15 protein-coding genes are annotated in these 21,451 nt (G+C 32.5%); 7 read left to right on the top strand and 8 right to left on the bottom strand.

The window, feature by feature from the left end; translation table 11 throughout:
• The first annotated feature begins 108 nt into the window (after window positions 1–108).
• The gene (locus H526_RS0124880) at window positions 109–450 is read left to right on the top strand and encodes a thioredoxin domain-containing protein (protein WP_233557568.1); all 342 of its coding nucleotides are present in this window, start codon (window positions 109–111) and stop codon (window positions 448–450) included.
• 5 nt (window positions 451–455) lie between these two features.
• Here the strand turns inward: H526_RS0124880 and H526_RS0124875 are convergent, their stop codons facing one another.
• The 4 genes from H526_RS0124875 to H526_RS0124860 all read right to left on the bottom strand — a co-directional run bounded on the left by H526_RS0124875 (window position 456) and on the right by H526_RS0124860 (window position 7,978).
• Window positions 456–1,631: an alpha/beta hydrolase gene (locus tag H526_RS0124875; protein WP_027395435.1), complete on the bottom strand. Its 1,176-nt coding sequence runs from the start codon at window positions 1,629–1,631 to the stop codon at window positions 456–458.
• Window positions 1,632–1,825: 194 nt separating this feature from the next.
• Complete coding sequence (locus tag H526_RS0124870) at window positions 1,826–3,025, bottom strand: peptidase associated/transthyretin-like domain-containing protein (protein WP_027395434.1); 1,200 nt, start codon at window positions 3,023–3,025, stop codon at window positions 1,826–1,828.
• A gap of 75 nt (window positions 3,026–3,100) precedes the next feature.
• On the bottom strand, window positions 3,101–4,432 hold the full coding sequence (locus H526_RS0124865) for an amidohydrolase family protein (RefSeq protein ID WP_027395433.1): 1,332 nt from the start codon (window positions 4,430–4,432) through the stop codon (window positions 3,101–3,103).
• Between the two features lie 111 nt (window positions 4,433–4,543).
• Window positions 4,544–7,978, bottom strand: coding sequence for a methylmalonyl-CoA mutase family protein (locus H526_RS0124860; RefSeq protein ID WP_027395432.1), 3,435 nt, complete (start codon window positions 7,976–7,978; stop codon window positions 4,544–4,546).
• A gap of 273 nt (window positions 7,979–8,251) precedes the next feature.
• On the opposite strand from H526_RS0124860, the gene H526_RS0124855 reads away from it, so the two are divergent.
• On the top strand, window positions 8,252–10,864 hold the full coding sequence (locus H526_RS0124855; protein ID WP_027395431.1) for a zinc-dependent metalloprotease: 2,613 nt from the start codon (window positions 8,252–8,254) through the stop codon (window positions 10,862–10,864).
• 202 nt (window positions 10,865–11,066) lie between these two features.
• Window positions 11,067–11,921, top strand: coding sequence for a formyltetrahydrofolate deformylase (purU, locus tag H526_RS0124850; RefSeq protein WP_027395430.1), 855 nt, complete (start codon window positions 11,067–11,069; stop codon window positions 11,919–11,921).
• Here purU and H526_RS0124845 read toward each other — a convergent pair.
• Window positions 11,916–12,803 carry an MBL fold metallo-hydrolase gene (locus tag H526_RS0124845; RefSeq protein ID WP_211237862.1) on the bottom strand — a complete coding sequence of 296 codons (888 nt, stop codon included), beginning with the start codon at window positions 12,801–12,803 and terminating at the stop codon, window positions 11,916–11,918. The two genes, purU and H526_RS0124845, sit on opposite strands and share 6 nt — an antisense overlap.
• A 105-nt stretch (window positions 12,804–12,908) precedes the next feature.
• On the opposite strand from H526_RS0124845, the gene H526_RS0124840 reads away from it, so the two are divergent.
• The 4 genes from H526_RS0124840 (at window position 12,909) to H526_RS32005 (ending at window position 18,656) form a co-directional block, all read left to right on the top strand.
• Entirely contained in the window at window positions 12,909–13,628 is a 720-nt protein-coding gene (locus tag H526_RS0124840; RefSeq protein ID WP_027395428.1) for a DUF4197 domain-containing protein, read from the top strand.
• Window positions 13,629–13,907: 279 nt separating this feature from the next.
• Window positions 13,908–16,922 carry a SusC/RagA family TonB-linked outer membrane protein gene (locus tag H526_RS0124835; protein ID WP_027395427.1) on the top strand — a complete coding sequence of 1,005 codons (3,015 nt, stop codon included), beginning with the start codon at window positions 13,908–13,910 and terminating at the stop codon, window positions 16,920–16,922.
• Window positions 16,923–16,966: 44 nt separating this feature from the next.
• Window positions 16,967–18,328 carry a RagB/SusD family nutrient uptake outer membrane protein gene (locus tag H526_RS0124830; RefSeq protein ID WP_027395426.1) on the top strand — a complete coding sequence of 454 codons (1,362 nt, stop codon included), beginning with the start codon at window positions 16,967–16,969 and terminating at the stop codon, window positions 18,326–18,328.
• Between the two features lie 154 nt (window positions 18,329–18,482).
• Window positions 18,483–18,656 (top strand): Lacal_2735 family protein, encoded by a 174-nt coding sequence (locus H526_RS32005; protein ID WP_108801552.1) that lies wholly within the window; start codon window positions 18,483–18,485, stop codon window positions 18,654–18,656.
• 17 nt (window positions 18,657–18,673) lie between these two features.
• Here H526_RS32005 and H526_RS0124820 read toward each other — a convergent pair whose 3' ends face one another.
• The 3 genes from H526_RS0124820 to pyrF all read right to left on the bottom strand — a co-directional run bounded on the left by H526_RS0124820 (window position 18,674) and on the right by pyrF (window position 21,448).
• Window positions 18,674–19,459, bottom strand: a complete 786-nt coding sequence (locus H526_RS0124820; RefSeq protein WP_027395425.1) for an alpha/beta fold hydrolase — start codon at window positions 19,457–19,459, stop codon at window positions 18,674–18,676.
• Between the two features lie 81 nt (window positions 19,460–19,540).
• Window positions 19,541–20,329, bottom strand: a complete 789-nt coding sequence (locus tag H526_RS0124815) for an ABC transporter substrate-binding protein (protein WP_027395424.1) — start codon at window positions 20,327–20,329, stop codon at window positions 19,541–19,543.
• A 297-nt stretch (window positions 20,330–20,626) separates the two neighbouring features.
• Window positions 20,627–21,448 carry an orotidine-5'-phosphate decarboxylase gene (pyrF, locus tag H526_RS0124810; protein WP_027395423.1) on the bottom strand — a complete coding sequence of 274 codons (822 nt, stop codon included), beginning with the start codon at window positions 21,446–21,448 and terminating at the stop codon, window positions 20,627–20,629.
• Between the last annotated feature and the right edge of the window lie 3 nt (window positions 21,449–21,451).

Below are 21,451 nucleotides of genomic sequence, written 5' to 3'. Positions count from 1 at the left end.
AATTAAACATTATACCTTAAAGTAAAAAGCAATATCCCTATAAATACTCTTAATTTTGACTTAACCATGAATTCGAGCCCTAAAAATAAAATATTATATAAAAAAGCTATGGAAATACTCATTCTATCAAAGAGTGTTTCTAAATATTTAGTTCATGATTTTTCTGCGTTAGAGAAAAACGGAAATGAAAATCCTTTTATTTATTTTACGGGTGATATTATAAAAGATTCTGATTCTTTAGTTCCTGAAATTCTTAAGGCAGAAAATCAAGTTTTCCAAAATGATCGTTTAAAACATGCTTGTTTATTAGAGAATTTAACTAATAAACTTTATCGAAATTGTCAACGACTAGAACATTCTGAAAGTAATGGTAAAGATTTTGTTAGACTACTTCGCAAAGAGGTAAAAAAGTTCAAAAAACTTCAGCGTAACTGGATGATGTCCTTATAATCAATTTATGGATAAATCAACTTCCTTATTTTCTTAGTAAGTTCCTTCTGTTTCTGATTAGATTGATATAGATTGGGATTATTCATAGAGTGTGCAACAGCAAAAATCTGGAATCTCAACCTTTCTAGCATTTTTTTTGTTTGCGGATCTTCTTTTTCGTCTAGCTTTTCTAATTTCCCCAACTCTTTTTCCCACCAAGAAAGATCAATTTTATCAGGTTTTTTATAATCTTCAAACAGACGTGTAGTAAACTTCTTGGTCAAAGTAACTTCTTTATCAAATGCCTTAGACACAGATTTTAATAAATTCTTATATTCTTTACTCTTGCGGATTACTTTTAATTTATCCACAATACTATCCAATTTATAAAACGAATTATAAGTAGTCAAAGCGCGTTCATAATTTTCTACAGCGATTAGTAAATCTCCTTCTTCCTGCGCCTCTAATGCAGTGTTGTAAACTTTTTGATAATTCTTATAAATTTCTGAATCATCTTTTTTACGAATACCTTGAAGATGTGCCTGAATTTCGAGCCAATCGAATGCTCTTAAAATTTGATCAGGAGGCGTCCAACTATGATGACCATCATAGGTTATTAATGTGTTTGTAAAATTTAGTTTTTGTAAATATCCTTTTGCACGAATCATTTCTTGATAATTCATATCCCTATCACCACAAACACCGGCATACGCAAAACTCTGCGTACTGGGAACATGAGAAGATTCTAAAGAAAAGCCTGCACCACATCCTACAACGCCAGCTACTTGATTTGTTAATACTGCAATGGCCGAAGCTAAGCGAGATCCTCCAGAGAAGCCAGATAAATATATTTGATCTTGCTTAATCTTAAAATTAGCGAACATAAATTCGAACAAACGATTGGTAATATCAAAATTACGATCGTACGGTCCATTTTTAGTGTGATTGGAGCATACTAATATATATCCATAAATTTCAGAAGCTTTAATAAACTGTTGTATTCCTCTTTTACCTTCTGCTCCTGGATCAAAAATAAAAACAATTGGTGATGTTACATTGGCATCAAAAGCACTAGGAAGATACATCGCAAATGTCTCTTTACTTTTATCAGAGACAAGAATAGAATCTATGAGTTTTCCTGTTTCATAGGTTTGAGCAAAAGTATTTACACAAATACTCAATAATATGATATATCTTAACATTACTTATATCTTTTGAATCAATTACTTACCTTTTGAAGGTTATTTCCTCCCAATTGATCGAAAATAAAGCAAATAATTTACTGGTTTATATAGTTAGATGAAGATAAAAAAATAAAATTTATTCCCTAAAAAAGTTTTATATTTTATTACTAATCAGCTTTATAGAAAACTATTGCTAAAAAAACACAATCAGATCAATCTTTAGATTCTAAAAACTCTTTTTCTTCTGTTGTTAATACAATAGCATTAGAATTAATCACGTTAGACGGCAACATTTTGTAAATCGGTTGTTCTAAATCCACTACCCCAGTATTTCCAAACCTCCTTTTTTTGGATTCTTTTAGAACAAAAAGATCATTTTTAAATTTAGTATTATAGTTTTTGTTATCATAAGATAAAGTCACATTAGCTTCTATACTAAATTTACTTAGACTATATTTTTTATCAACTTTCTTAGCAAAATTATACGAGATAACCTGACTTTTACTTTCATACTCATATTCTCTATTAGAAAAAGTAGAAGTCTTTTTCTTTATATCATTACGTAATTCAATCTCCTTAACAAACTCGATAACTGCTTGCGTTTTTTTATCAAAAACAAACCTGCCTTTTGTTCGGTTAGCTATTTCATTAACGTTCTTCCAGTCCGTTGTAAAGGAAACTATTATAACATCAGATGAAGATACTTCTACCGTTTCTTCTATCATTCCTGAATATTTCAAAAATCCAGCTATAGCTACATCTAAGTATGTATTAAGTAATAGACTTTTAGTGATAATATGTCCACTAGATTCTGGATTAGATTCGCCTTTATCATTAATATCAAAATCCATAGGAACGTTCTTGCTTTGACTAACAGTACCTAATTTAAGTTTTATGTTTCTCTCTAGTTTTCTATTATTAAAACCTGCATCTTTTGTCCAGATTTTAAGATCCGAAAGGATTAGACGATGTATTTTATCATCCACTAATAGGGTTTCCTTAAAAGAACATTCTTTTTCTGTTGGATAATCCACGTATAGGTTATAATAATTATCCAATACATATTGCAACGCTTTTCTTAAATCAAAAGAGTTAACAATTACCTCATCTAGCTGAACATCATCGGGTTTTAAAGAAATAGTATTTAACAATGTTATTTCTTTTGGTGTTATAGTTACATCTTGATAATTAAGATGGGAGATCGTTAATATCTCTTCTCTAACGATAATATTTGCAGCACCATCAGCATTTGTATAACTTCCTTCTTCTAGATTAGCATATAACAAATGAACTCCTTCTATTGGCATATTAGTAAGCTCATCAACAATAATAATTTGTTTTGTCTGAGATGCTCCAAAAGAATGAACAAGAAGAGTAAATAAGAGTATTACACGGTATTTGTAAAAGTTCATAAGATGTTTTTTGATGCTACATCTATAATCAAAAATCTTGCCGCAACCTATAGTTTACTATTTTCATTATTAATCTTATTTATATCTTTTACCGTGTTTAATCACCATATCAACATCTTGCAATAAGTTTACATGTCTTAAAACATCTCCTTTTACTGCTATAATATCAGCAAACTTACCTTCTGTAATAGTACCTACTTTATCAGAAACTCCCATCCAAACTGATGGCCAATACGTAGCTGCTTTTATTGCATACATAGGATCTATCCCAAACTCATTTACCCACACATCTAATTCATTCCAAGTAGATTGACTGTGAAATTTCATTGGGATACCACTATCAGTCCCAATCATTAATACTACTCCTGCATCCATTAATTGTTTAATCTTCGTTTCTAATGTTGGTTTACGTAAAGGTGTTAACTGAAAATATGGTAAACGATCTTTATGCGCAAAACTATTTTTTATATCTGTAATTATAGTATCATGAAGCCCTCTATGCCAAGAATCATTATCTAAATGCTCTCCGTTATCCCTTACATATTCATAATTGTATAATCCTTCTACCGTTGGACACCAAAATAGTGGTCCAAGATTCATTTGAGCAGTGCGCTCTTTAATCGCATCCATTACATCATCCGGATATCTAGGAGCAGATGATAAACCTGTATGTTCAAAACAATCCACATTAGCGGTAAGTCCTGCTCTTATTTCTTGTGGTCTATGTCCATGAGCAACTACTTTTAAATTGTACTTATGAGCCGTATCAACTACAGCTTTTAATTCTGTAGTAGTCATTTGATCTTGATCGATTAATTTTACACAGTCCACACCTGCATCTGCCAATTTTTTAATTTTCTTTTTAGCATCCTCTGCTCCATTAATTCCCCAACGAAATGCTTCGGTTCCAGGATAGGGTTTTTTCTGGATAAATGGCCCTGAAACATACAAAGTAGCTCCCGGAATTTCTCCTTTATTAATTCGATCTCTTACAGAAATACTTTCTTTCAGCGGGCCTCCAAGATCTCTAGCACAGGTAACTCCTGCCATTAATAATTGTTCTGCTGAAGAAGGCATGATAACATCCTCTAATAATGGTGGATACGTTTTATCCCAATAAGAATAATCGGCATGACCATTAATCATTGTATGCACATGCATATCCCAAAGTCCCGGCAACACCGACATTCCTTCTGTAGAAATTACTTCTGCATTTGCAGGCACTTTTAAGGTTTCTATTGTACCAATAGCTTTGATTTTATCATTCTCTATGATTATTACACTATTTTTTATGGGAGAAGCACCAAAGCCGTCGATTAATGTTCCACCGACTAAAGCTTTTAATGATTTTTGCTGTCCAAAAGCGCTACAGCAAACAAGGAATAATATTATGAGTATTCTTTTCATGATGAGTTGTGTTTCTCTAAAGATAGAAAAACTAACAGAAAAGAAAAATCCCGCGTCAAAGCGGGATTCTATAAGTTTTTGATAGTATTAAAATTGAAAAAAATATTTCAATTACATATTCCTTCGATATTGCCCACCTACTTCAAATAATGAAGAAGTAATTTGACCTAAAGAACATTTCTTACACACTTCCATTAATGCTTCAAAAATGTTCTGGTTAGTAACCGCTTTTTGCTGTAAATCTTTTAATAATTCAGAAGTTTCATTTGTATTTCCTTTCTGCAATTCATTTAACATAGTAATCTGATATTGCTTCTCTTCTTCTGTAGCACGAATTACTTCTCCTGGAGTTACCGTTGGAGATCCTTTAGAACTTAAGAAAGTATTTACACCTATAATAGGAAATTCACCTGTATGTTTAAGTGTTTCATAATACAAACTTTCTTCTTGTATTTTACTACGTTGATACATGGTCTCCATAGCTCCTAATACACCTCCACGCTCTGTAATTCTATCAAATTCTGTAAGTACAGCCTCTTCTACCAAATCGGTTAATTCTTCGATAATAAAAGATCCCTGAATTGGGTTTTCATTTTTAGCTAGCCCTAACTCTTTATTAATAATCAACTGTATTGCCATAGCACGCCTTACAGATTCTTCGGTTGGTGTAGTAATAGCTTCATCATAAGCATTAGTATGTAATGAATTACAATTGTCATAGATCGCATACAATGCTTGCAACGTGGTACGAATATCATTAAAGTCTATTTCCTGAGCATGTAATGAACGCCCAGATGTTTGAATATGATACTTAAGCATCTGCGCTCTAGCATTAGCGCCATATTTGTTTTTTAAGGCTTTTGCCCAAATTTTACGAGCTACTCTACCAATTACAGCGTATTCTGGATCGATACCATTAGAGAAGAAAAAAGATAAGTTTGGTCCAAACTTATTAATATCCATTCCTCTACTTAAATAATATTCTACATATGTAAATCCATTAGCCAGTGTCAATGCCAATTGTGTAATTGGATTGGCTCCTGCTTCTGCAATATGATATCCAGAAATCGAAACTGAATAAAAATTACGAACTTGCTTTTCTATAAAATATTCTTGCACATCTCCCATTAATCGTAGAGCGAATTCTGTTGAGAATATACAAGTATTCTGAGCCTGATCTTCTTTAAGAATATCGGCTTGCACAGTTCCACGCACTGTATTAAGTGTGGTAGCCTTGATCTCTGCATATATATCTATCGGCAGTACTTGATCTCCTGTTACACCAAGCAACATTAATCCTAATCCATCATTTCCTTCTGGAAGATCTCCTTGATACGCAGGACGCTCAACTCCTTTTTCTTTATAAATTTTCTTTATTTTAGCCTCAACCTCAGCTTCAAGATTATTTTCTTTGATATACTTCTCGCAGTTTTGATCGATCGCGGCATTCATAAAAAAGCCCAATAACATTGGTGCAGGACCATTAATAGTCATACTAACAGATGTCATTGCATGAGTAAGATCAAAACCAGAGTATAGTTTTTTAGCATCATCAAGACAACAAATAGAAACTCCAGCATTCCCAATTTTACCATAAATATCAGGTCTATGATCTGGATCATTTCCATATAATGTTACAGAATCAAAAGCAGTAGATAAACGTTTTGCCGGCATCCCTAAACTAACATAATGAAAACGTCTATTCGTTCTTTCTGGACCACCTTCTCCTGCAAACATACGTGTAGGATCTTCTCCTGTACGTTTAAAAGGATACAACCCGGAGGCAAAAGGAAACTCTCCAGGAACATTCTCTTGTAGACACCATTTTAAGATATCTCCCCAAGCTTGGTACTTAGGCAAAGCTACTTTAGGAATTTGACTATGTGATAAAGACTCGGTATGTGTTTCTATTTTAATCTCTTTATCCCTAACCTTAAAAGAGTAAATTGGATCTTTATACTTCTGAACTTTTGCCGCCCAACCGATTATCGTTTCCCAATTATGAGGATCTAGATTTAATTTCACTCGGTCAAATTCTGCTAATAAAAGTTTTAAGAAATCTTCATTTTCATCATTCTTTACTTTTCTAAGTTGTTCTTCCTCAACACCATTTTTAGATAAACCTAAAAAATCTAGATTAGCTACACTGCATATCGTTTTATAGATTCCATATAATTTCTGAGCTACATCTACCTGGGTACTAGCCGTTTTATCATATGCCCTATTATTTTCAGAGATCTCAGATAAATATCTCGTTCTACTTGGAGGAATTACGAATATCTTTTCAGACATTTCCTTAGAAATATGAAAATCTGATTTTAAATCTGCGCCTGTTTTCTCCACCACCTTATCCATAATGGCTTTATAAAGCGTATTCATTCCCGGATCATTAAACTGCGAAGCTATAGTTCCGTATACTGGCAAATCATCTTGTGGAGTATCCCATAGTTGATGATTACGCATATACTGTTTTTTTACATCTCTTAAAGCATCAAGCGAACCTCTTTTATCAAATTTATTAATAGCAACTAAATCCGCAAAATCCAGCATATCTATTTTTTCCAACTGAGTAGCGGCTCCAAACTCTGGAGTCATAACGTATAATGAAGTATCACTATGCTCTAGAATTTCTGTATCTGATTGTCCTATACCTGAAGTTTCTAAGATGATAAGATCAAATTCTGCTGCTTTCAAAACTTCGATAGCTTCTGCCACATATTTTGATAATGCTAAATTAGATTGTCTTGTTGCTAATGAACGCATATACACTCTAGGCGAATTTATAGCATTCATACGAATACGATCTCCTAACAAAGCTCCACCAGTTTTACGCTTAGATGGATCTACAGAAATTAATCCAATTGTTTTATTCGGAAAATCAATTAAGAAACGTCGAACCAATTCATCTACAAGAGAGGATTTACCAGCTCCACCAGTTCCAGTAATACCCAGAACAGGTGTTTTTGATGTTTTATTTTTTTCGTGTATTTGATCTAATGTGTCCTTTGCTACTTCTGGAAAGTTTTCTGCCGAAGAAATTACACGAGCGATCGCACCAATTTCTTTATCTGCTAAATGAGCTCCTTCTCCATTTAAATTATCTCCAATAGGATAATCAGATTGTTGCACTAGATCATTAATCATTCCTTGCAATCCTAATTCTCTTCCATCATCAGGAGAATAAATCCTAGTAATTCCATAGTCCATTAACTCACTAATCTCCTCGGGTAAGATCACTCCACCTCCTCCTCCAAATATTTTAATGTGTGAAGCTCCTTTTTCTTTAAGTAAATCATACATATACTTAAAGTATTCATTATGTCCTCCTTGATAAGAGGTCATTGCAATAGCATTGGCATCTTCCTGAATTGCACAATTCACTACTTCCTCAACACTTCTATCATGTCCTAAATGTATGACTTCGACTCCGGTTGACTGAATAATACGACGCATAATATTTATCGCCGCGTCATGACCATCAAATAATGATGCTGCAGTTACAATTCTAACTTTATTCTTGGGCTTATAGGGTGCAATTTGTTCCATTGACAATAAAAAGTGTTTTAATAGGTGCTAATTTACGAAATACGCATCAAAAACCGATATTTTTTTAGAATTATATAATTTCAATAACTCTAACTATCGTTTTATTATTTATAGTTCAAATTTACGTTTATTATTTTTCAATTCCTGTAACAAAAGGACATTCCATTGGTCAATATAGTACTTAAGAAAGTGTTAACACTATTGTTAAAGATTTTCTAACTATATCTGGAAAATTATATCTTCCAAAATTATTGAAAACAAATACATTTTAAAATGAAAATTACATCATCAAAAAACAAATTATTACTCTTATCATTTGCATTTTTTTTGGGATTAGGGACCCAAAACATGGAAGCACAACGTAAGAAAAAGAAAAAATCAAAAAAAGGGAAAACGGAGCAAGTAGATACTGCTAAGAAAGATTCCAAAGAAAAATCGATTGAAGAGCTCACCAAGAAAAGTAAAAAGATAGAAGGATTGTTTACGATCTATAGAGACACTATTGATGGAACTACCAAAATGGTGATTAAAAAAGATCAAATTGGAAAAGAGTTTATTTATTTCAGTCAAATTTCTGATGGCGTACTAGAAGCGGGTGCTTTTAGAGGTTCATACATGGATAATAAAGTTTTTAAAATCGAAAAACATTATAATAAAATTGAGTTTATCACTCAAAATGCTTCTTATTATTTTGACGAAAACAGTGCTTTATCAAAATCAGCTAATGCAAATATTAGCGAAGGAATTATGGCAAGTTTAAAAATCGAAGCTTTGGACGAAGAAAAAGGATTGTATCTAATAAAATCAGACGATCTATTTCTTAAAGAGACTTTTGAACAAATAAAAATGCCGAATTTCCCTGGGCAATCACCTTTTGCTTTTAAGCTAGGTTCTCTTAGTAAAGAGAAAACTAAAATTAAGATGATCAAAAATTATCCAGAAAATCTGAACGTAAACAGTCATTATGTATATTCTAAATCAAACATACTTAATGGAGGCTCTAGAGCCGTTACGGATGGTAGAAATGTGACAATTAAGGTCGAGCACAGTCTTATTGCAATGCCAGAAAATGATTATAAGCCAAGATTTGATGATCCTAGAATTGGTTATTTCTTAACTCAGGTGACTGATATGACTTCTGCAAGTCCAACACCTTATAGAGATTTAGTACATCGTTGGAATTTAGTTAAAAAAGATCCAAGTTTAGCAATTTCCGAACCAGTGCAGCCAATTGTTTGGTGGATGGAAAACTCTACACCAGTAGAATTTAGAGAAACCATTAAAGAAGCTGTTTTAGAATGGAACAAAGCTTTTGAAAAGGCAGGTTTTAAAAATGCAATGGTTGTAAAATTACAACCTGATGATGCAACATGGGATGCTGGAGATATTAGATATAATGTACTGAGATGGACATCTTCTCCAATACCTCCTTTTGGTGGATATGGACCAAGTTTTGTGAATCCAAGAACAGGTGAAATTTTAGGTGCAGATATTATGCTAGAGTATGTATATCATACAACTCGTGTAAAATATGATCGATTGTTTAACCTAGCTGTAAGCGATCAAGATGAGGATAATAATTATCCAACTATTATCAAGGATAAACATACATATTGCTCATATGGTCATATCATGCAGGAAAACTCTTTATTTGGTCAAGCTGCTCTTATTGCTTATGGAGCAAATGACAATGAAATGGAAGGTATGAAAATGGAAGCTATGAAGGAATTAGTAATGCACGAAGTTGGTCATACTTTAGGATTAAATCATAACATGAAAGCAAGTCAGTTGTTCTCTCCAGAAGAATTAAATAATCCGGAATTTATTAAAGACAAATGTCTTACAGGATCTGTTATGGATTATACTGCAATTAATGTCACAAATGATAAATCAAATCAAGGACAATATTTTTCTACGACAGTTGGACCTTATGATAAATGGGCTATACAATATGGATATACTCCAGTAAGCTCGGATAAAGAGCTGGAAAAAATCGCTAGTCAATCTACGAAACCTGAACTAATTTTCGGGAATGATGCAGATGATATGCGCTCTCCAGGAAAGGCAATAGATCCAAGAGTAATGATTGGTGATATGTCTAATGATCAAATAAAATATTCTATCAACAGAATGGAATTAGTGAATAATATGATGGGCGAAATCAAACTGAAATTTAGTAAAAAAGGAGAGTCTTATCAAGAACTGAGACAAGCTTATTACATCCTGAGCGGTCAATATGCTAAAGCAGGAAATGTTATTTCAAGATTCATTGGTGGTGTATATGTTGATAGAAGTATGGTAGGGCAAGATGCAAATGCCAAACCTTTTACACCCGTTAGTTATGAAGATCAAAAAAGAGCAATGAATGCTTTAAAAAAGTATGTGTTTGCACCAGATGCATATAAGACTCCAAATGATCTTTATAATTATATTGCTATGCAACGAAGAGGATACAACTTCTTTGGAGGTCCAGAAGATCCTAAAATTCATGATCTTACACTTGGGTTTCAAAAAAGAGTACTAGATCATATTTTACACCCTAATACTTTACAAAGAATTACCGATTCTGAATTATATGGTAATGAATATAAATTATCAGAGTTTATGACAGATCTAAATAATGCTATTTTTCAAGCAGATGCTGCAAGTTCTGTAAATACTTTTAGACAGAATTTACAATTAGAATATACCAAAAGGCTCATCCAAGTTATTTCGATGAATAATGCTAGAGGTCCTAAATACACTTATGCATCGAAATCAATGGCATTATATAATCTAAAACGAATCAGGTCGATGGTTTCTAACGGTACTGGAGACAAACTATCTAAAGCACATAAAGACCATATAAGAACTTTAATTAATAATGTAGTAGAGGATATTAAATAACAGATATTACATATCACTGTATTAAGAGAAGGTTGATTTTTATAAAAATCAACCTTTTTTTATTATAGATAATTTAGAAAAAACAGGCATATTTTTTTAATTCATCAAAAACGATTCGAATAGGTCACGTTCGTAAGCAATTATTACAACTTAAATAGTAAGTTTATATTCCAAAAATTAGAATTTTCAATCTAATCATTACATGAAAAAAACAACCTTACTCATTAACTGTCCAGATAAAAAAGGGATCATAGCTACAGTAACTAATTTTATCTTATCAAAAAAAGGAAACACAGTCTATATTGAACAACATGTTGATAGAGAATTAGGAGAATTCTTTATGAGATTAGAATGTGAATTTGATCAAGATGAAGAGAAACTAGCTTTATTTAAAGAGTCTTTTAATAAAGAAGTAGCCTATAATTACAATATGCACTGGGAAATGTATAATGCTGAGAAAAAACCTAAAATGGCACTTTTTGTTTCTAAGTATGACCATTGTTTATATGATATTCTGGGAAGACACGCTTCTGGAGAGCTTCAGGTAAAAATTCCAATCATCATAAGTAATCATTTAGATCTAAAACCGATTGCAGATAATTTTAAAATCCCTTTTAAGCATATTCCTGTTAACAAATCGAACAAACAACAAGCCGAAGCAGAACAAATAGCTTTATTAAAAGAACTTAAAATTGATTTCATTGTTTTAGCAAGATATATGCAGATCTTATCTGAAAATTTTGTGGATCAATTTCCCAATAAAATAATCAATATTCATCATTCTTTTTTACCCGCTTTTCCTGGTGCTAAACCTTACCATTCTGCCTATGAACGCGGTGTGAAAATAATCGGAGCTACCAGTCATTATGTGACTTCTGATCTCGATGAAGGACCAATAATTGAGCAAGAAGTGGTTAGAGTATCACATATTCATAATGTACAGGACTTTATCTTAAAAGGACGAGATCTTGAAAAAATAGTTTTATCCAGAGCCATAAAACATCATATAGAAAGAAAAGTATTGGTATACAATAACAAAACCGTTATTTTTTCATAACTCAAATATATCATTAGTGTTTGCAAACCTGTATCCTTCTTTTTCTAACTGAATTCTTTCTTTGTTACTAGGAGCCATTAAAGGATTAGAATGATTAAAGTGAATAAAAATAATCTTTGATTTAACTTCTTTAGATTCATTTTTAAATAATTCGATACTCTCTTGAATAAAAGGATGCGGAACCTCTGCCATAGGTCTAGGTATTTCTCCTTCTTTAAAAAAAGTAGCATCTATGAAAGCATAATCCACTTTTTTCACTTCATCTACAATTTTCTTTTCCCATAAAATCCATTTATTAATATCAGGAATAAATAATCCAGACTTAGATTTTCCATCAATTCTATACCCAACTGTTTCAGAAAATTCATCTCGGTGCGGCACAAGGAATGGTGTTATTTTAATATTTTCTGTCAATTCTACCGATACTTCATGTTCTAATGGACGTAGTACAATGTTTTGTAAATCCACTAATTGCGACCAGGGGCCATTGTTTTCCAAAAATAATTTCATTTTAGGCATTGTAAAAACCTGAATGTCTTTTGATCCCATTGCCTCTCTACCAAAATACATAAGCCCAGTATAATGACCAATGTGAGCGTGGGTTAGAAATACACCATCAATAATGGGAGCTTTATTTAGATATATTGCGTCTAGCATAGCCAGTTGTTCAGGTAAATCTGGTGTAGCTTCTATCAAAAACTTTTTTCTCTCTTTTTGATCTACAATTCCTAAACAAACAACAAGTTCTTTGCTAATATCACCTTGGGCAACACCTACGAATTCGTCTTTATTATTAATATGCGGATACCCTCCATCTTGGGCAATTCCCAAAATAGTTATGTATTGTTTTGGATCATTAGGCCCAAAAGATCTCCCTTTCATCGAATCTTCACTATTTTTGCAGGAAAGAATTGAAATAGATAGTATGAAAAAAATTAACTTTGAATTCATATAAAATCATTACAATCTCAAATCTAATAAGAAATTATGAAAAGAATTTTTTTACTGTTAGTTATATTTCAACTTTCAAGTTGTGCAGAACTACAACAAGTAATAGAGAGCCTTCCTCAAGAAACTACAGGAGCAATTGGTCTTAGCAATATTGACATAGGGAATGGTTTAAGAGAAGCTTTAGACAAAGGAATCGATAAACAAGTAACTAAACTTACCCAAAAAGATGGTTTTTTCAGAAATGAGTTAGTTAAAATTGTATTACCAGAAGAATTAAAAAAGGTAGATAAGACATTAAGAGATATTGGTCTTGATAATCTAGCAGACGAAGGTTTAAAAGTTCTTAACCGAGCTGCCGAAGATGCTGTACAAGAAGCTACTCCAATTTTTGTAAATGCAGTAAAACAAATTACATTTAACGATGCCAAACAGATATTACTAGGTAACCAAGATGCTGCCACACAATACCTAAAAGGTACTACCAAATCTGCATTGTATTCTAAATTTAATCCTGTTATTAAGAACTCTTTATCTAAGGTAGGAGCTGACCAAGTTTGGTCAAACATTATTAATAAATACAATACGATTCCTTTTACTAGTAACGTAAACCCGGATCTTACAGACTATGTTACTAGCGAAGCTTTAGAAGGTGTATATACCATGATTGCTGTAGAAGAAGGAGAAATTAGAAATAAACTTAGTTCTAGGACAACAGATTTATTACGTAAGGTATTTGCCCTACAAGACAGAAAATAATAAAAGTAAGAAAGAATAGACTTACAATCCATACACTTTATCTAACCTAGTGTTGGTTTTAACGAATTTTTTATTTTTCACAAAAACTCATTTTTTTGTATTTTTTTTTATCATAATAATACATAATATTTGCTTTTATTAAGAATAACAAAATTCAATTCTTGTCGCAGATAAAATATTCTTAAAAAAAAACAGCTATTTTCATTAGCTCACATCATTGTAGGGGTGTTTTTATTACGGGATTAGCGTAATTTTGGGCCCGATTTTAAAACGCCCTCAATGAAAAACTTAATCAAACTTAGCATAGCTATGGCTATGCTAGTATGCTCTGGACTTGCCCAAGCCCAAGAGAAAACAATTACTGGAACGGTTATCGACCCATCCGGAATTCCACTTCCAGGAACAAACATTTTAGTTAAAAAGACAAATAATGGAGTTCAAACTGACTTTGATGGAAATTACTCTATTGAAGCTACTACTGGCGATATACTTATATTTTCTTATGTAGGTTTCGAAACTCAGGAAGTTACTATCACTGGATCTACCGTAATAAATGTTACGTTAAAAGATAATGTAGAAGGATTAGATCAAGTTGTTCTAATAGGATATGGTAGTTCTTCTAAAAAAGAGATTACCACTAGTGTCTCGAGTATAAGAGCTAGTGAAATTGCAGATATCAACACTCCAAGTGTTCAATCGCTAATGACTAGTAAAGTTACTGGTGTGCAGATAACTCAGCTTTCTGGAAGGGTAGAATCTGGTATAAAAGTAAGAATTAGAGGTGTCTCTACTGTTGGTGCTTCTCAGGAACCGTTATACGTTTTGGATGGAGTACCGCTTATTAATGATGATGAGTCTATAAACAATTCTCCAATCAATCCTTTAATTGGACTGAATCCTAACGATATAGATTCTATTGATTTCTTAAAAGATGCATCAGCAGCTGCAATATATGGTGCCAGAGGAACTAATGGAGTTATTATCATTACTACCAAAAAAGGTAAAGCAGAAAAAACTAAAGTTACCTTAAATACTGCATCAGGATGGAACTTTGCTACTAACAAAAGAGAATATTTAGATGCTGAACAATATGTAGAATTTTATACCGAAGCTGCTCTTAATGGTGGACTTTCTTTAAGTGAAATTGAAACCAAATTTGATCAATTGTCTCTAGGTAACGATTGGAGAAACAATGAAGTGGATACAGATTGGCAAGACCTCGCTTTGGTAGAAGGTATTACTCAGGATATAGATTTATCAGCTTCTGGCGGAAGTGAAAAAATCACCTATTTTGTTTCTACATCATACAATAAGACAGAAGGTATTATACTAGGAAATGAATTAGACAGATATACATTAAGAGGTAAAGTTGATGCAGATATTACAGAAAAATCAAAAGCTGGAGTAAACATCAATATCTCTAAAGTTACGATTGATCGATTATCTAATGACAATGCATTTATATCACCACTTCAATCTATCGGTCAGTCTCCCTTAACACCCGCTTTGTTAGAAGATGGAACAGCCAATGTAGATGGTAATTCTACACTGTTTCAAAATTTTCTAGGACAAGAACAAACAGGAAGATTTGTTACTGACATCTGGAGAACCACAGCCAATATGTATGGTGATTTTTATATCAATGATTATTTAAGGCTTAAATCCGAAGTTGGTTATGATGCTAATAACCAGAATGCGGAACGATTCTCTGGAAGTTTAACTGAATTTGCTTCGGCAGGTGGAGTTGGTACTGTAAGTAATGCAATTACAGAAAGATATATTTTAACAAATTACTTGACTTATAAACGTACGTTTGGGGATGCAGTAGATTTTTCTGCTACACTAGGAGGAAGTTTTGAAGAAACCAACCGTAAAAGTCAATTTACAATAGGACAAGGATTTCCTTCGGATGATCTACAGACCTTAGACAATGCAGTATTAATAACGAACGGAGGTTCTAACAAAACTAAATATAACTTCTTATCATATTTTGCCAGATCACGTTTTTCCATTGCCGAAAAATATCTATTCAATCTAAGTATTCGTCGTGATGGTTCTTCTCGATTTGGTGAGGACTCACAGTTTGGATGGTTCCCTGCTGCTTCTGCTGCTTGGATAGTTAGTAATGAAAGATTCTTAAGTAATTCTTATTTTTTAAGTAATTTAAAATTAAGAGGAAGTTGGGGTATTACTGGAAATGCAGAAATTGGAGATTTTGCCAGTAAAGATCTTTATGGTGTAACTACCTATAATGAAAGGCTTGGTGTTTCACCAATTCAATTAGGAGATAATGAACTACGTTGGGAAAAGACAACCCAGTATGACTTAGGAGTAAATTTTGGTTTGTTTAATGGTACAATTTCTGGTGAATTTGATTACTATAATAAAACCACCAATGACTTATTATTCAATCAACCATTACCAGGTACTTCTGGTTTTACCTCTATTGTTAGAAACATTGGAGAGATTGTTAATAAAGGATTCGAAGTAAGTCTTAATGCAAGAATCATATCTAAGCCTTCATTTACTTGGAACGTAAGTACACTATTTACTCAAAACAAGAATGAGGTAACAGATCTACCAAGTGGTGATATCATCGATGGAGTAAATATTATACGAAAAGGTGAAACTATTTCCTCTTTCTATCTATATGAGTACGCAGGTGTTAATCCATCTAATGGAGATGCTTTATTTTATACTAATACATTAAATGCAGACGGTTCTTTAGATAAAACAACTACAAATAGTATTTCTAAAGCAAGTAAAATTGTAGTAGGAAATCCATTTCCTGAGTATCAGATCGGGTTTACAAATACTTTAAAGGTAAACGATTTTGATTTTCAATTCACTTTTCAAGGAGAATTTGGAGCTTCCATTTTTGATCAAGCCGGTAAATTCTCTTCTGGAAATGGTAAATTCTTTGACAACCAAACCATTGATCAATTAGATAGATGGCAAAATCCTGGTGATATTACCGATGTTCCACAAGCCAGATTAAATCAAGAGAATGGACAAGCGGATTCTACTCGTTACCTAGACGAAGCCGACTTTATAAGACTTAGAAACATTACGTTGGGATATACGATTAATCCTATTTTCTCTAAAAGATTTTTCTTAGAAAAAGTAAGGTTCTATTTCAGTGGTGTAAACTTACTTACCATTACTGATTATGATGGATATGATCCTGAATCTACAGCAGATTTTAACGGAAATTCAGGAGTAAGAACAGGTACCTCTTTTTACTCCGCACCACCAGCAAAAACATATTCACTAGGTATAAATATTGAGTTTTAAAAACAGGTTTTTAAAATTTAGTACTAACCTAAAAGTCAAAAAAAATGAAAACATACATAAAAATTATACTAATCTTTACTCTTACAATTGCAAACATCGGTTGTGAGAACAGACTAGACACTGACCCGGATCAATCATTAACAACAGATGACGCGTTCGATACTCCTGAGAAAGTAACCAACATTCTTATTGGAGCATATGCACAAGCGGGACAAGCGGCTAGTTATGGTGGTCAACTATATACAATCGCCGAATTGCTAGGAAATGATCAAGAATTAAAATGGAACGGAACATTTTCTGATCCTGGAGAGTTTAACAACAAGGTGATCAACACTAATAATACCTTTGTCGCTAACTTATGGTTAAATGGATATGACATCAGTAATCAAGCTAATATCGTCTTAGACAACCTAGATGTTTTTGAAAATCTGGATAGTAAAAATTCGGTAGAAGGTCAAGCTAAGTTTTTAAGAGCAGTAACCTATTTTGATTTATTACGTTTTTTCTCTAAACATAATAACAACAGAATAAATGACGGCGAACTGGGTGTACCTATTATAAGAACACCAGTAATCCAATATGAGGATATTACTTATCCATCTAGAAATACAATTGGGGAAGTATATGATTTCATCATCAATGATCTAGAAGATGCGATTGTATTATTACCTGAAACCAATGGTGTTTTTGCATCTATAAATGCTGCTAAATCCTTATTAGCAAGAATCCATTTACAGATTGGTAATTATGAACAAGCTAGAGATTTATCTAATGAAGTAATACAATCAGGGCGATTCGCTCTAACCGAAACTCTCGATGATGCCTATAATAATGATGACAACTCTACTGAAGATATCTTTGCTTGGCAAGTAACAGATTCTGATGGTGCTAATAGCATGAATACATTTTGGGCTACGGACAGATTCGGCGGAAGACCTGGAAATCCAGATATATCTATCGAAGATGCATTTTTTGGAATATTTGATGACTTCAATGATCTAAGAGCAGGTTACTTTTATGTAGATTCAGAAACAGGATCTGGAATAGCATCTTATAAATGGATATTCGGAAACTCTAACATTCCATTTATCAGATTACCAGAAATGCATTTAATACGTGCCGAATCTAATTTTGTCCTTAGTACTGCAGTTGGAGCGGATCCAACAAGTGATGTAAATCTAGTACGTACTAGATCAAATGCTTTTGCGCTAACAGATGTAGCTTATGTAGATATTATATTAGAGAGACTACGTGAATTATCTTTTGAAGGACACAAATTACATGATTTTAAAAGATTAGAAGTTTCTGTAGGAGCTTTACCATTTGATGATGATAGATTAGTGTTACCAATACCACAAAGAGAAAGAAATGTAAATCCTAATCTGGAGCAAAACGACGGATACTAAACACAATAAATTATTTGATTAGCCATAAAAAAGGATAGTGTATATGCAATTGCACTATCCTTTTTTAATATTGTATTAAACAAACTTAACGTAGTCTTAAGAATCATTTAGAATCCTAGCTAATACTTTTGTATAAAAGAAAAAGAGAGAGTATATGTTCTATTGGACTAAAGACAAATCTAATCTTGATAAACTACAAAAACGATATTGTAGGCTAATGAAAAACGCATATAATCTTGCGATTAAGAATAAAGAAAAAAGTGATCTTTTACACGAGGAAGCAAGCAAACTTTTAATCGAAATTAAAAAACTACAGCATCAGTCATAAGATGAATGTATTTGACATTATAGAGAGAACCGATTCAAAAAGGATAAGGATTCTTCATTAAAAATCTCTGGCTGCTCTACATTTACAACATGTCCAGAGTTCTTAACCACAAAGAGATTAGAAAATTCATGTAAAGAAACTATTTTTTCTATAGATGGTAAAAACAGATAATCCTCTTCTCCCATTACATAAAGTGTAGGTATTTTTATATCCTTATCTCTAAAAAAACGTAGTAAAGGATTTATCTCAGAAGTCAGCCGAAACCAACGAATAAACTCTTTTTGATATAACTTTTTAGCTTCGTTTGCAAATAATAATCTCGATTGCTTATGATTCTTTTTAGGCATGATAATAAATGCAAAAAACTTATACAAAAACATATATGGAATCACTGATTTAAACACAACTCCTAATTTCATAAGGACCTGAGATCTAAAGTTTAATTTCATTATTGCACCTCCCATAATCATACTATCCACCCGATCTGGATATTTCTCAGCAAGATTTCTGATTAAAATGGTACCTAGTGAGATTCCTATAAAATGAGACGATTCTATCTGTTCATGGTCTATAACTTCTAGAATATCATCTGTTATAAAATCAAAAGTGTATTTAAAGTTAAAAGCATCTTTAATTGCTGGTTTAGATTTACCATGACCTCTTAAGTCCAATAATAGCACGTTATAATGCTTTCTAAACTCTCTAACCTGTTTGAACCATATAGAAGAGCTTCCGCCTGCTCCGTGAACAAAGGTCACCCATTTGGTATTATCTGGATGGCGATATATAGAATAATTAAGCATAGACTGATTGATGACGTAAAGATAACTACTTCTTATACAGTATAAGAAGGATTAACAGTATTTAATGTATTGTTCAATGTATTAGTTTTCATGAAGTGATCTAAAATAAGTAAATGCTTTAGCCAATCGAGACCCATACCAAGAAAAATATTCCCCATCTACCAAAAGTGTTTTAACTTCATGCACTAATTTAGTCATTTCTTCCTGGTGTTCTTCAGAAAAAGGAAAAGGCTCTGATGACAACAAGATAAAATCAAGATTAGATAAGGCGGCTAGATCTTCTTCTGGAATATTAGGATATCGTTCTTGATTACCGAATACATTTATAAAACCATTTATCTCCAATAAATGATGAATAAATGTTCCTTTTCCGGCCACCATCCAAGGTTTTCTCCAAATAAAATAGGCAACCTTCTTTTTTGGTTTGTTTTGTATAAATTCAGAAAACTCTTTTGCTTCTAGTTTAATTTTATCTGTAAGCTTTTTTGCATTATTCCTTCTGTCAAAAATTTCGCCATATTGACTGATTAACTCCAGTGACTCTGCTATGGTAGCAATGTCTGAAACATGTACAGAATAATTTTGTTCCAATGTTTCGACAATCTCTTTGGTATTTTCTTCTTTATTACATAAAATGATATCCGGATTCAATTCTTTGATTCTTTGTAAGTGTATACTTTTTGTTCCTCCGACGACAACCTTTTCCTTTCTTATTGTATCTGGATGCACACAGAACTTAGTAACTCCAACAATAAAATCAGACAAACCTAAATCAACCAAAAGCTCTGTCTGAGAAGGCACCAATGATATTATTCTTACAGGAGTAGAAACTAAGGTAATTTTTCTATCTAATTGATCTATATAAATCATACTTTAATTGAGACTAGCTACAATACTAAAAAAAAACACAACTATCTAAAAATTAAATATTTAAAGCTAATATTCTCTAAAAAAACCGTATCTTATAAGAAGAAATATTAATTTAAAATTTTGGGGCTATGAATTCAATATTACTTAACATTATTATCTATGCTTGTTTAGCGTTTTTTGTAATTTTCATCACGTATGGACTTATAGGATATGCAAAACAAGTATTTAAAGCCAATAGACGCTAGTTTTTAATTTTAAAAACTACAGCAAAAGGAGATTACAAGTAATCTCCTTTTGTTATTTTCTTGCATCTAATATTTCTTCCATTTGTAACTGAAGCTCTTTTGCTTTTTCGCCAGCAACGGTATCAAAATCCAATCCATCAGAAGCATAGATGATTCCTCTAGATGAATTAATTAATAGACCAATCTGATCATTTATACCATATTTACATACATCTTGTAGATTTCCACCTTGCGCTCCAACTCCAGGAACTAATAAAAAACTATCAGGAATAATCTTTCTTATATCCGCCAGGTATTCTGCTTTTGTAGCTCCAACCACATACATCAAGTTATCTGCATTTTTCCAGCCTTTAGAAGTCTCTAATACTTGCTTATACAATTCTGTCCCATCAACCATTTTAGTCTGAAAATCAAAAGCTCCTTGGTTAGAAGTCAGCGCAAGCATAATCGTATGTTTGTCTTCAAAAGCTAAAAAAGGTTCTATAGAATCCTTACCCATATAAGGAGCTACGGTTATAGAATCAAACTCTAAATCTTCAAAAAACGCTTTGGCATACATAGAACTTGTATTACCAATATCACCTCTTTTAGCATCCGCTATTGTAAACACCTCAGGATGATTCGTGTTTAAATATTGGATAGTTTTTTCTAAAGACTGCCAACCTTTTAAGCCATAGGCCTCATAAAACGCTATGTTCGGCTTATATGCAACTGCTAAATGATGTGTAGCATCAATGATTTTTTTATTGAATTCGAAAATAGGATCTTCTGTCTCTAGTATATGTTTCGGTACTTTGTTTAGATCCACATCTAGACCTACACATAGAAAGGATTTCTTTTTCCAAATTTGATCAACAAGTTGCTTAGTCGTCATTCT

It is taken from the genome of Aquimarina latercula DSM 2041, assembly GCF_000430645.1.
Taxonomy (GTDB): Bacteria; Bacteroidota; Bacteroidia; order Flavobacteriales; family Flavobacteriaceae; genus Aquimarina; species Aquimarina latercula.
The sequence above is the reverse complement of the archived record's forward strand: the minus strand, read 5'-3'. Positions and strand labels throughout refer to the sequence as shown.